The organism is Pseudomonas sp. HS6 (assembly GCF_023375815.1).
Classification (GTDB): Bacteria; Pseudomonadota; Gammaproteobacteria; order Pseudomonadales; family Pseudomonadaceae; genus Aquipseudomonas.
The window spans coordinates 770,524-782,652 of the sequence record NZ_CP067412.1 but is presented as its reverse complement, the minus strand read 5'-3'; the positions used below and the strand labels follow the sequence as shown (position 1 = coordinate 782,652).

Annotated in this window: 10 protein-coding genes; 9 read left to right on the top strand and 1 reads right to left on the bottom strand. The window is 62.0% G+C overall.

What is annotated here, in order from left to right; genetic code table 11:
- The first annotated feature begins 1 nt into the window (after nt 1).
- The 5 genes from JJN09_RS03720 (at nt 2) to JJN09_RS03700 (ending at nt 4,454) form a co-directional block, all read left to right on the top strand.
- A complete protein-coding gene (locus JJN09_RS03720) occupies nt 2-1,177 on the top strand; it encodes an MFS transporter (RefSeq protein WP_249485759.1) in 1,176 nt (391 codons plus the stop codon).
- A complete protein-coding gene (locus JJN09_RS03715; protein ID WP_249485756.1) occupies nt 1,143-1,850 on the top strand; it encodes an HAD family phosphatase in 708 nt (235 codons plus the stop codon). Before JJN09_RS03720 ends, JJN09_RS03715 begins: the two co-directional genes overlap by 35 nt.
- Nucleotides 1,847-2,485: a YdcF family protein gene (locus JJN09_RS03710; protein WP_249485754.1), complete on the top strand. Its 639-nt coding sequence runs from the start codon at nt 1,847-1,849 to the stop codon at nt 2,483-2,485. The genes JJN09_RS03715 and JJN09_RS03710 overlap by 4 nt, the downstream gene beginning before the upstream one ends.
- 25 nt (nt 2,486-2,510) lie before the next feature.
- Nucleotides 2,511-3,968, top strand: coding sequence for an amidohydrolase family protein (locus tag JJN09_RS03705; RefSeq protein WP_249485751.1), 1,458 nt, complete (start codon nt 2,511-2,513; stop codon nt 3,966-3,968).
- Nucleotides 3,969-4,085: 117 nt separating this feature from the next.
- Entirely contained in the window at nt 4,086-4,454 is a 369-nt protein-coding gene (locus JJN09_RS03700; protein WP_007953815.1) for a glyoxalase superfamily protein, read from the top strand.
- 220 nt (nt 4,455-4,674) lie between these two features.
- Here the strand turns inward: JJN09_RS03700 and JJN09_RS03695 are convergent, their stop codons facing one another.
- Nucleotides 4,675-5,706 carry an AraC family transcriptional regulator gene (locus JJN09_RS03695; protein WP_249485749.1) on the bottom strand — a complete coding sequence of 344 codons (1,032 nt, stop codon included), beginning with the start codon at nt 5,704-5,706 and terminating at the stop codon, nt 4,675-4,677.
- Between the two features lie 211 nt (nt 5,707-5,917).
- On the opposite strand from JJN09_RS03695, the gene JJN09_RS03690 reads away from it, so the two are divergent.
- The 4 genes from JJN09_RS03690 (at nt 5,918) to JJN09_RS03675 (ending at nt 12,106) form a co-directional block, all read left to right on the top strand.
- Nucleotides 5,918-7,513, top strand: a complete 1,596-nt coding sequence (locus tag JJN09_RS03690; protein ID WP_249485747.1) for an FAD-binding oxidoreductase — start codon at nt 5,918-5,920, stop codon at nt 7,511-7,513.
- Nucleotides 7,514-7,518: 5 nt separating this feature from the next.
- On the top strand, nt 7,519-9,114 hold the full coding sequence (locus tag JJN09_RS03685; protein WP_249485745.1) for a glycerol-3-phosphate dehydrogenase/oxidase: 1,596 nt from the start codon (nt 7,519-7,521) through the stop codon (nt 9,112-9,114).
- A 20-nt stretch (nt 9,115-9,134) separates the two neighbouring features.
- Nucleotides 9,135-10,703: an FGGY-family carbohydrate kinase gene (locus JJN09_RS03680; RefSeq protein ID WP_249485743.1), complete on the top strand. Its 1,569-nt coding sequence runs from the start codon at nt 9,135-9,137 to the stop codon at nt 10,701-10,703.
- Between the two features lie 116 nt (nt 10,704-10,819).
- Nucleotides 10,820-12,106: a phospholipase gene (locus JJN09_RS03675; RefSeq protein ID WP_249485741.1), complete on the top strand. Its 1,287-nt coding sequence runs from the start codon at nt 10,820-10,822 to the stop codon at nt 12,104-12,106.
- The last annotated feature ends 23 nt before the right edge of the window (nt 12,107-12,129 follow it).

The following is a 12,129-nucleotide window of genomic DNA, read 5'->3' as shown; positions in this document are numbered from 1 at the left end:
CATGTATCTGATCTTTTTCGGGTTCTTTGCGGCAGAAGGCATCATCTACCCGTTTTGGCCAACGTGGCTGAATTCGCTGGGCTTCAGTGCCAGCCAGATTGGCCTGTTGATCGCGGCGGTCTATTGGCCCCAGGTGGTGACCGGCGTCTTGATTACCTACGTGGCCGATTGGCGCGTGGACCAACTGCGGCTCGCGGCGTTTCTCGGTTTCTCGGCAGCGTTGTGTACGTTGTTGTTCTATTTCATGCCGGTGCACCTGTGGGGATTCGTGTGCCTGAGCATCCTGTTTGGCGGTCTGTGGATGGTGGTGTTGCCGCTGTCCGAGTCCTATCTGCTCAAGCGTGACAAGCAAGCCCTGCAGAACTATGGCTGGGTCCGCGCGGTGGGCTCTTCGGCGTTTATCCTGACATCGACCCTCGGCGGGCTGTTGTTCGCGCAGTACAGCCAGTCATGGGTGCCGGTGGTGATTGCGGTGTGCATGCTGCTCACTGCACTGGCGTGCCTGTGGCTGAAACGCCAGGTCTCCCGTGCACATCTGGAACCGGTCAGCCGCACGATTGAACGACCGGACTGGAGGGCGCTGTTCGCGCAAAAAAGTCTGTTGATTGCGATTGCGGCGGCCAGCTTCATTCAACTGAGCCACACCCTGTACTTTTCCACGGCGTCGATCGGCTGGGGCGTGAAGGGCTATTCTTCAACCGCCATCGGGGTGTTCTGGTCAGTAGCGGTGATCGCGGAAATCACCTATTTCGCGTTCTCCAACAAAGTCCTGTCGTACTGTTCGCCGTTGTCCATTGTGATGTTTTCCAGTGTCTGCGCGGCGGCGCGCTGGGCGTTGTTTTCCGACGGCGATGCGGTGCCGGTGATCCTGTTGGGACAATGCCTGCACGCCTTGAGTTTTGCGGCGTACCACTCGGCGATCATGCGCTGCATTCGCGATCACGCCCCACCAGATATCCAGGTCTTTACCCAGGGTGTCTATTACTCGCTGGCGGTTGCCTTGCCCATGGGTTTGGCCACACCCTTTGCCGGGTATCTGTACGAGACGCAGCCACAATGGTCCTGGTATGTCATGGCGCTGTTTGCCCTGATGGGAACCGTGCTGGCATTCATTGCTCACCAGAAAATGCGAAGTGCAACCGATGACACAACGAACGTTTACAGCCGTCTGCTTTGATATGGATGGCGTGCTGATCCAGTCGCGCCAGGTCATCGAACTGGCCTGGACCACGGTGGCGCGCAAGTACGGTGTGACGGTCGATCAGGCCTTCATCGACGATCACATTCACGGTCGCCCGGGCGGTTACACCCTGCTGGCCCTGTTTGGTCAGTTTGACGAGCAGCAGCGTGTGGTGATCAAGCAGGAAGTCGATGCCATCGAAGAGGTTTCGATCTGCGCGCTGGTGCCGGGCGTTGCTGCGTTCATCGCCGAATTGAATGGGCGGGTGCCGCTGGCGCTGGTGACCAGCAGTTGGCGAGCGCGAGTCGACCACGTTTTGCAGCAACACGACCTGACGTCGGTTTTCGACTGCATCATCTGCCGCGACGATGTGCGCAGTGGCAAACCGGCTCCCGATCCTTATCGTCTGGCCGCCTCCCGACTGGAGCGTCAGAGCGATGAATGCCTGGTCTTCGAAGATTCCGTCAGCGGCGTGCAGTCGGCGGTCAGCAGCGGCGCGCTGTGTATCGGAATCGGCGACGATCCGACGCTGACTGCCCACGGGGCACTGCGGACGTACGCGGATTTCACAGCGCTCCCGGTCTCGCAGAGCGGGGTGGATACACACCTCTATGCCGACGGTGGATTGTTTATCAGCGGGCAGGTTGCCCAGAGGTTCGCACGCTCATGACACCGACCTTGCGACACGCGACCGTCCTGTGGAATTTCCTGGGAGCAGGGCGCCAACACAGTGAGTGTGAGCTGATCGTGGTGTGCGGCTCCTACGACCTGCGGGTCTGTGATTACGCCTGCCAGTTGCTGAAAAAAGGCGTCGCCCCGCATCTGTTGTTCACCGGCAATACCGGAAATTGGACGAAGCATTTGTGGGAACGGACCGAAGCCGATATTTTTGCGCAACGGGCCATGATTCAAGGCGTTTCACCGGATCAATTCACCCTCGAATCCCGTGCCACCAACTTCGCCGAGAACATCGCGTTTGCCCGGGCGTTGTTCCCGGACGTGCGCCGGGCGACGTTCCTGACCAAGCCGAATTCGATCCGGCGCGTGGCGTTGACCGTGCCCGTTCAATGGCCAGGGCTTGAGGCCTGGGTGGATGCGCCGTCCTTCAGTTTTCCGGGGGAGGTCAGCAACCTGATCGGGGTCCTGGGGCTGATCGACGAAATGGTCGGGGATGTGCACCGGATCATGGTTTACCCTTCGCTGGGCTTTCAGGTCGAGCAGGTGATTCCCGAGGAAGTCGAGGTAGCCTGGCGCTACCTGATCGAACAAGGATTCGATCACCATTTGATCAAAGGCAGACACTGACGCCGAGCTGCCGCCGGAGACTGACATGTTGTACGACACACTGATTCGCAACGCACTGGTCATCGACGGCAGCAACAGCCCCGGCTATACCGCCGACGTGGCGATCCTCGATGGCCGCATCGCGCGCATCGGTGACTTGCGCGACGACCGCGCCACCGATGAAATCGACGCCGTCGGCCGAGTGCTGGCACCGGGCTTCATCGACGTGCACACCCACGACGACACCGTGGTGATCCGCCAGCCGCAGATGTTGCCCAAGCTAAGTCAGGGCGTGACCACGGTGATTGTCGGCAACTGCGGCATCAGTGCAGCACCGGTCCGTCTCAAGGGCGATCCACCGGATCCGATGAACCTGCTCGGCACGGCCGCCGCATTCGTCTATCCACGTTTCAGCGATTACCGCGCGGCGGTCGAAGCGGCCAACACCACACTGAACGTCGCGGCACTGGTCGGCCACACGGCGCTGCGCAGCAATCACCTCGATGATCTGTTTCGCACCGCGACTGACGATGAAATCGCTGCGATGCGCGAGCAGTTGCGTGAAAGCCTGGAGGCGGGCGCCCTCGGTTTATCCACAGGTCTGGCGTATGCGAGTGCGTTCTCGGCGTCCACCGATGAAGTCATGCAGCTGACTGAAGAATTGAACGCGTTCGGCGCGGTGTACACCACCCATCTGCGTAGTGAATTCGAACCGGTGCTGGAGGCGATGGACGAAGCCTTCCGCATCGGACGCCACGCTCAATCTCCAGTCATTATTTCCCACCTCAAATGCGCCGGTGCCGGTAACTGGGGGCGCAGTCCGCAGTTGCTCGCTTCGCTGGAAGAGGCGGCAAAGGCTCACCCGGTCGGCTGCGATTGCTATCCGTACGCGGCGAGTTCTTCGACGCTGGATCTTAAGCAGGTCACCGACGCCCATCGCATCACCATTACCTGGTCGACCCCGTATCCTGATGTCAGTGGTCGCGACTTGATCGACATCGCCGCCGAATGGAATCTGTCATTGCTCGACGCCGCCAAACGCCTGCAACCGGCGGGTGCGGTGTATTACGGCATGGACGAGAACGATGTACGCCGGATCCTCGCTCATCCGCTGTCGATGGTCGGTTCCGACGGCCTGCCGGAAGACCCGTTCCCGCATCCGCGTCTGTGGGGGGCTTTCCCTCGGGTGCTCGGCCATTTCAGTCGTGATGTCGGCCTGTTTCCGCTGCACACCGCCGTGCACAAGATGACCGGTCTGTCGGCGGCGCGTTTCGGTCTGAAGGAAAGGGGCGAGATTCGTGAAGGACACTGGGCGGATCTGGTGTTGTTCGACCCGGCGACCGTGCGTGACGTGGCGGATTTCAACGACCCGCAACGCGCCGCCCAAGGCATCGAGGGTGTGTGGATCAATGGCGTTTTGAGTTACCGAGACGGTCAGGCCAATGGCCAAAGACCAGGGCGGTTCCTGGCGCGCCAAGGCGATCTGCGCGACGGCTTTCGTTGAATTTTGCTGACTGTGTCACGGTGATGGCACATTGCGATTAAAGAAAGCCATCACCAAGCCGAATTGCTGACATCCACCCCGGCTACACTCTGGGGCCAATCAGTCAGGGAGCACCCCATGAGCTTCGGCAAAACCACCCCGATCCTGCGGATTTTCGATGAAGCCAAGGCCGTGGAATTCTACGTCGATTTCCTCGGCTTCAAGATCGATTGGCAGCATCGTTTCGAACCCGGTTTCCCGTTGTACCTGCAGGTTTCGCGCGGTGAGTGCGTACTGCATTTGTCCGAACACCACGGAGATGCAACCCCGGGTTCGGCCCTGCGGATCGAGACCGATGAACTGGAGGCGTTTCAGCAACAGTTGGTCGCCAAGAACTACAAATTCTCGCACCCGGGCATCCAGGCCATGCCGTGGGGCAGCCAGGACATGACCATCGCCGACCCGTTCGGCAACCGTCTGGTGTTCACCAACGCGATCAGCCTCTGAGCCAAAAGCCCCTCACCCTAACCCTCCCGAAACGTCGGACCGCCCCGAGGGAGAGGGGACTGACCGAGGTGTCTCTTGTCATACATCGACCTGAAAGATCGTGTCGATTATGGATTCGCAGAAGCGATTTCAGGTCAGCGTAGATCGTGAGTATTTCGCGGTCGGCTCCCTCTCCCACTGGGAGAGGGCTGGGGTGAGGGGACTGCTGTGAGTCGCACACTTATTCGGCACCACCACTAACCCGGTGAGTCTGCCGAAACTCCCCGGGCGGCATCCCGCGTCGGCTCTTGAACGTGCGGTGAAACGAGCGCGGTTCGGTGAAGCCCAGATACTGGGCGATGTCCTGAATCGGCAAGGTACTGTTGAGCAGGTAATGCTCGGCCAGTTCCTGGCGCAAGTCATCGAGAATCTGCTGATATGACGTGCCAGCCTGATGCAACTGGCGTTGCAGCGTGCGCACGGACACGGCGAGATGTTCGGCCACTTGTTCCTTGCGCGGCAGACCTTCCTTGAGCAACTGGCGCAGGATGCTTTTGACCCGCTGCTCCAGCGACGCATCCTCCAGTGTCGCCATCAGGCTTTGTGCGTGTTCTTCGAGAGTGCGCAGCAAATGCGCATCAGCCTGGCGCAACGGCAACTGCAAATATGGCAAAGGCACAATCAGCGCGGAGTAGGGCTGATCGAACAGCACCGGGCATTCGAAAAACTGTTCGTACTGTTCCAGCGTCGTGTCCGCCGGGCGTGAGTGTTCCAGCCACACGGCGGCCGGCGACAGTTGGGTATCGGCGATCCAGCGTGCGTATTGCAGCCAGGAGCCGAGCACGTTTTCCACCAGATGCCGGCGAATTCGCGGGCGTTCAAAACGGCAGCTCCAGATCAGGTGCACGTGGCTGTCCTGCACCTCGGCGCGGCTGACGCCCATGTCGCCCACCAGTTTTTCGAACGGCATGATGCGGCTCATGGCATCGCCCAGTGTCGCGCAGTTCATGGTGATGTAGCCCAGCACGCTCCATGAGTTGGGCAGGACGAAATTCGCGGCGTTGAGGCCAAACAGCGGATCGCCCGAGTGTTCGCAAAAGTAATCGAGCAACCGCTCATGGGTTTCGCCCGGCAGGCGCAGGCTGTTGTCGCTCAACTGCTGCGGCTGCAACCCCGCCGCCGCCAACGCAGGCTCGATGGCCATGCCCAGGTGTTCGGCATGGCGCAGGTACTTGAGCAGTGGCGGAACGGAGGTGAAGCCGAGCGATTGCATGACCGAATTCCCTTGATCGAGGCCGCCACGGGCGGATGAGCGCCCTGAAAGGTAATTTGAATCCACGACTAAAGTAAATGGCTGACGCTTGCGCGACGTTTGACTCAATTGGCTACTCGAACTGGCCGGATGCGACCGTGACACTTTCGGCCGGCTGACTAGTATGAGGCCCTGAAATCTCACTGATCAGACTGCACAGAAGGACACACGCATGCGACGCTGGAACGGCTGGGGAGATGCAACCACGGTGGTCGAACTGCCGGCCCAGGGCGCAAGTTTTCTCCATGAACGGCTAGGGGACGGTCGAGCGCTGCCCGACGCAACGCTTGAAGCAGCATTGGCCCGCGTGCCGGTCTCGCGGCTGGCGGAGCACGCCTTGTACAGCATCGATGCCCATGACCGTCTGCTGCATGCCCGCGGCCAGAGCCTGCCGGACTGGCTGGCGCTGCGCGAGGGGGCGCTGGGTAACTATCCCGACGCCGTGGCGTTCCCGGAAACCGCCGAACACATCCGCCAGTTGCTGGCCCTCGCCCAGGCGCAGGACCTGTGCCTGATTCCCTACGGCGGCGGCACGTCGGTGGCCGGGCACATCAACCCGCCAGAGTCGACGCGGCCCGTGGTGACGGTGTCCCTGGCGCGGATGAATCGCCTGATCGACCTTGATGAACAAAGCCTGCTGGCGACTTTCGGCCCCGGCGCCAGTGGGCCGCAGGTAGAAAGTCAACTGCGCGCCCGAGGCTACACGCTGGGGCACTTCCCGCAGTCGTGGGAGTTGTCGACGCTGGGTGGTTGGGTGGCCAGTCGTTCCAGTGGTCAGCAATCGCTGCGCTATGGGCGGATCGAGCAGTTGTTCGCCGGCGGAACCCTGGAAACCTTTGCCGGGCCGCTACAGATTCCAACCTTCCCGGCCTCCGCGGCCGGCCCTGATCTGCGCGAAGTGGTGCTGGGTTGCGAGGGGCGTTTCGGGATCATTTCCGAGGTCAAGGTGCGAGTCAGTGCGCTGCCGGCCGACGAACGTTTTTACGGTGTGTTTCTGCCCAGTTGGAGCAAGGCGCTGCAAGCCATACAGCAACTGGCGCAAGCGCGGGTGCCGCTGTCGATGCTGCGCCTGTCCAACGCGGTGGAAACCGAAACCCAACTGGCACTGGCCGGCCATCCGCAACAGATCGCCTGGCTGGAAAAGTACCTGAGCCTACGCGGCGCCGGGCAGGGCAAGTGCCTGCTGACTTTCGGCGTGACCGGCAATCGCAAGCAAAATGCGCTATCCCTGAATCAGGCCCGTCAGCATCTGAAAGCGTTTGGTGGTGTGTTTACCGGCACGCTGCTCGGCAAGAAGTGGGCGCAGAACCGTTTCCGTTTTCCTTATCTGCGGGAGAACCTGTGGAACGCCGGTTACGTGGTCGACACCCTGGAAACCGCCACCGACTGGAGCAACGTCGACAACCTGCTCAACCTGATCGAAAACAGCCTGCGCGACGCGTTGGCGGCGGAGGGTGAGTGCGTGCACGTGTTCACGCATCTGTCCCACGTCTACGGCGAAGGTTCGAGCATCTACACCACCTACGTGTTTCGCCCGGCAGCGGACTATCCCGCGACGCTGGCACGCTGGAAGGCCCTCAAGCACGCGGCCAGCCAGACCATCGTCGACAACCACGGCACCATCAGCCATCAGCACGGCGTGGGCAAGGATCATGCGCCGTACCTGTTGCGCGAGAAGGGCGTTTTGGCGATGGACACCTTGCAGGCGCTGAGCCGGCACTTCGACCCGGCCGGGCGCCTGAACCCCGGCACGTTGTTGCAGGAGTGACCGCCATGTGCGCGGACTGGAACGCCGAATGGCGCCAGCAAATCCTGCTCACGTTGGCGGGTGAAACCTGGGATTTGATCGTGATTGGCGGCGGCATCAGCGGCGCCGGCATCCTGCGTGAAGCCGCACGCCGTGGCTGGCGCTGCCTGCTGCTGGAGCAGCGTGATTTTGCCTGGGGCACCTCCAGTCGGTCTTCGAAAATGGTCCATGGCGGTTTGCGTTATATCGCCAAGGGCCAGTGGCGACTGACCCGCGATTCGGTGCGCGAACGCCAGCGTCTGCTCGACGAAGCGCCGGGACTGGTGGAGCCGATGAGTTTCATGATGCCGCACTATCGCGGCGGCTTTCCCGGGCCGCGAGTGTTGGGTGGTCTGTTGTCGATCTATGACGCATTGGCCGGACGCCGCGACCATCGTTTCCATGATGCGCGGCAACTGCGTTATCTGGCGCCTGGCGTGAAAGAACATGACCTGCTGGGAGGCACCTGTTTTGTCGATGCACTGACCGATGACGCGCGGCTGGTGATGCGCGTGTTGAGCGAAGCGCGGGCCGATGACGCGGTGGTGCTCAACGGCATGCGTGTCGAACATCTGTTGCGGGAAAACGGGCGGGTGTGCGGGGTTCAGGTAGAGGATTGCGAGGCCGGCGCATCGCTGCAACTGCGTTGTGGTGTGTTGGCGGTGGCTACCGGAGCCTGGGCCGAACGCTTGCGCCCTCCCGAAGCGCCACGACAGTTGCGCCCGTTGCGTGGCAGTCATTTGCTGCTGCCGGGCTGGCGCTTGCCGGTGGCGCAAGCCTTCACGTTTCTGCATGAGCGTGATCGTCGGCCAGTGTTCGTTTTCCCGTGGGAAGGCGCCACAGTGGTCGGCACCACCGACCTCGATCACCGCGAGAATCTGGACCAGAGCGCGAGTATCAGCACCGACGAACTCGACTATCTTCTGGCCGCCTGCCGACAGCAGTTTCCCGGCGCTGAAGTGACAGCCGCCGACGTGCTTTCAACCTGGTCCGGCGTGCGCCCGGTGGTGGGCGGTACGGCGGGTGAGCATCAGGACAAACCGTCGAACGAAACCCGTGAACATGTGCTGTGGCAGGAGCCGGGTTGCGTCACCCTGGCCGGCGGCAAACTCACGACGTTCCGCCCGCAAGCCATCGAAGTGCTCAAGGCGTGCGCCGACATGCTCAACCGTTCTTTCGAAGATCATGCCGCGCCAGTGTTTGCCGCCGTTCCGCCACTGGCGATCCCGGGTCTCAGCCCCGGTCAGTGGCGACGTCTGGCCGGGCGACACGGCCGTGACCTGCCGAGGCTGGCGCAACTGCTCACCGAACTGGGCCATGAAACGGTCGGCGCCACCGACACCTTGTGGGCGGAACTGGCCTTCGCCTGTGAAGCGGAAATGGTCCTGCACCTGGATGACCTGCTGCTGCGTCGAACCCGTCTCGGCCTGTTACTGCCCCGTGGCGGCGCGGAGTATTTCCCGGCCATTCGCCAACTCTGCCAACCACGGCTGGGCTGGAACGACGAACACTGGCAACAGGAACAGCAACGCTACCAGGCGTTATGGCAACGCCATCACGGCCTGCCGGATATCGCGCAGTGATGCCCCTCGAAGAGAGCTCAATGGACAACCACCCGAACAAGCGTTACCTGCTGGCCATCGACAATGGCACCCAGAGCGTGCGCGCGCTGCTCTTCGATTTGCAGGGCAATCTGCTCGGCAAGGGCAAGGTTGAATTGCAGGCCTATTACTCGACGCAACCGGGCTGGGCCGAGCAGGATCCGGAATATTACTGGGCGAAACTGGGCGAGGCCTGCCAGCAGGTGTGGGCGCAAACCGGTATCGATCGTTCGCAGATTGCCGGGGTTTCTCTCACGACGCAGCGCGGCACGGTGATCAACGTCGATGCTCAGGGCAAACCGTTGCGCCCGGCGATTCTCTGGCTTGATCAGCGCCAGAGCGAAGTCGAAGGCGGGATCAAGGGACCGTGGGGCTGGCTGTTCAAACTGGCCGGCGCGCAGGCCACCGTGGATTACTTTCGCGCCCAGGCCGAGGCCAACTGGATCGCCCGTCATCAGCCTGACGTGTGGGCGGCGACCGACAAGTTTCTATTGCTCTCGGGGTTTCTCACGCATCGCCTGTGCGGGCGCTTCGTCGACTCGGTGGGCTGTTGCGTCGGCTACTTGCCGTTCGACTTCAAACGCCTGCGCTGGGCCGCGCCGCGTGACTGGAAATGGCAGGCGCTGGCGGTGCGTCCCGAGCAACTGCCGACCTTGCACAAACCCGGTGAAACCCTCGGCCACATAAGCGCCGAAGCGAGCAGACACACCGGCATTCCCGAAGGCGTTCCGCTGATCGCAGCGGGGGCCGACAAGGCCTGTGAAGTGCTCGGCTCCGGCGTCGTCGACTCGGGCACGGTGTGCCTGTCTTACGGCACCACGGCGACGATCACCAGCACCCGCTCGCGCTATCTGGAAATCGTCCCGTTGATTCCGCCGTACCCGTCGGCGGTGCCGGATCAGTACAACTGCGAGGTGATGATTTATCGCGGCTACTGGATGGTCAGCTGGTTCAAGAATGAGTTCGGCCTGCGGGAGATGCAGCAGGCCAGGGAGCAGGGCATCGAGCCTGAGCAACTGTTCGATGCCCTGGTCGAGGCGGTGCCGCCGGGCTCGATGGGGTTGATGCTGCAACCGTACTGGTCGCCGGGGATTCGCGAGCCGGGTGTGGAAGCCAAGGGCGCGATGATCGGCTTCGGCGACGTGCACACCCGCGCGCACATTTACCGGGCGATCCTGGAAGGACTGGCCTATGCCTTGCGCCAAGGCATGGAGAAAATCGAGAAGCGTTCGAAGATCTCCGTCACCCGTTTACGTGTTGCTGGCGGTGGCTCGCAAAGTGATGCGGCGATGCAACTCACGGCGAACATTTTCGGCCTTCCGGCGGAGCGGCCGCACGTCTATGAAGCGTCCGGTCTGGGCGCGGCGATTTGCTGCGCGGTGGGGCTGGGGCTGCACGCGGATTTCCCCACGGCGATAGCGGCGATGACCCGGGTTGGCGCGGTGTTCACGCCGCAGCCCGAGGCGCAGCAGGTCTATGAGCGACTGTACAGGGACGTCTATCTGCGCATGTATCGGCAGCTCAAACCGCTGTACCAGAGCATTCGCAAGATCACCGGTTACCCGGCGTGAAACAACAGCGCACGTGGCGCTATCGGAGAACTTTTCTGGTGAGATCGGACAGTGTCAGGGGCGAGGTCGGTTGTTAGGCTCGATCCCCACGGCACACATAACAAGAACCAGAAGCAATGAAGCTGATCTCCCTCCTGCTGCTTTGCGCAATAACCCCGACGGCGTGGGGCTGGTCGAATCATACGGTGGGCAGCTACCTGGCGTTGCAGGACCTGCCGGCGTTGCGCGATGCGCCGCCAGTCGAAGTCGAACCGCTGGAGCAGTTTCTCGCCGAACAATATCCGGCCATCGTCGCGTTGCTCAATGAGCAGGAACGCTTCGCCCGCGAGCATTTCAAGCAGTACCCGCCGCGCCCCGACAACCTCAAGTTGCCCGCCGCGCCGAGCGACAATCTGCGCCACGACTTCCTCACCGCGCTGCGGATCAATCCGCAGATTCATCTGGCGATGGTCATACAGCCGTTGCCGGGCAAAGACCTGCCCGAACGCGAGCATCTGCAGGCCGATCAGGTCATGGTTGAGCAGACGCTTTCGCCGTGGAATCGCCAGCGTTTCATTCGCGTGGCCGATCACGAAAAAGTCGCGCCCCTGGCCGTACTGGCGAGCGCCGCCGATGAGCCGGATTACGGCCACGACATCAATCTGTTCAGCGACAACCCCGGCGAAGTTGCCGCGTTGTACGGCTTCGGCCTGCAGCCGTTTGGCGATGCGCGCTTCCAGTACAGCTCCCAGGCGCCGTTCCACATGGGCTTCTTCCATGAGAGCCCGGTGGTGTACGCGGCTGCCGGATTTCTCGAGCGCAGTTGGCCGGACTGGCGCGCCTATCAATACATGGGGCTGGCGCGACTGGCGTTTGCCAGCGGCCATTCTTACTGGGGTTATCGCTTTCTCGGTTGGGGCCTGCACCACGTTCAGGACCTGACCCAGCCGTATCACGCCAAGCCGCTGCCGGGCGTCGAACTGCCGAGCCTTCTGCTGCTGGAGGGCAAGGCGCTGGCCGGGTTCGCGGATGACAAACAGGCGTCCATCGAACGGGTCGCGACCCGCCACATGGAAGTCGAGAAATACCAGTCGACCTGGCTGCGCCGCGTGCTGCGTGCCGGTCAGCCACATCCGATGCTCGACGCTTACGCCGATGCCGCCGGGGACGCGCATTACCCGCCGTACTCCGTGGACTACCTGCGCGAAGTGGTGAGTGCCGAGTCCGTCGATGACTCCGCCGCGTTCGATGAAGCCATCGGCCAGTGGCTGGAAACGGCGCCGGTCACCAGCGATTTCAGCGCGGGCAATCAGTTGCAGCGCGAGACCTTCGAGCACCCGGAACTCAACCGGCAATTGCTCAAATTGCTCGGCCATTTCGGCGCCCACAGCCGGATTTATGTCCGTGCGGGGCTGGCGCCCTAAGCATCGCGGCAACACACAACAAT

Bases quoted from the DNA above. Each gene is read 5' to 3' on its own strand.
- JJN09_RS03680 (WP_249485743.1), top strand. From the start codon at position 9,135: ATGGACAACCACCCGAACAAGCGTTACCTGCTGGCCATCGACAATGGC.
- JJN09_RS03675 (WP_249485741.1), top strand. From the start codon at position 10,820: ATGAAGCTGATCTCCCTCCTGCTGCTTTGCGCAATAACCCCGACGGCG.
- JJN09_RS03715 (WP_249485756.1), top strand. From the start codon at position 1,143: ATGACACAACGAACGTTTACAGCCGTCTGCTTTGATATGGATGGCGTG.
- JJN09_RS03705 (WP_249485751.1), top strand. From the start codon at position 2,511: ATGTTGTACGACACACTGATTCGCAACGCACTGGTCATCGACGGCAGC.
- JJN09_RS03695 (WP_249485749.1), bottom strand. From the start codon at position 5,706: ATGCAATCGCTCGGCTTCACCTCCGTTCCGCCACTGCTCAAGTACCTG.
- JJN09_RS03685 (WP_249485745.1), top strand. From the start codon at position 7,519: ATGTGCGCGGACTGGAACGCCGAATGGCGCCAGCAAATCCTGCTCACG.
- JJN09_RS03720 (WP_249485759.1), top strand. From the start codon at position 2: ATGTATCTGATCTTTTTCGGGTTCTTTGCGGCAGAAGGCATCATCTAC.
- JJN09_RS03700 (WP_007953815.1), top strand. From the start codon at position 4,086: ATGAGCTTCGGCAAAACCACCCCGATCCTGCGGATTTTCGATGAAGCC.
- JJN09_RS03690 (WP_249485747.1), top strand. From the start codon at position 5,918: ATGCGACGCTGGAACGGCTGGGGAGATGCAACCACGGTGGTCGAACTG.
- JJN09_RS03710 (WP_249485754.1), top strand. From the start codon at position 1,847: ATGACACCGACCTTGCGACACGCGACCGTCCTGTGGAATTTCCTGGGA.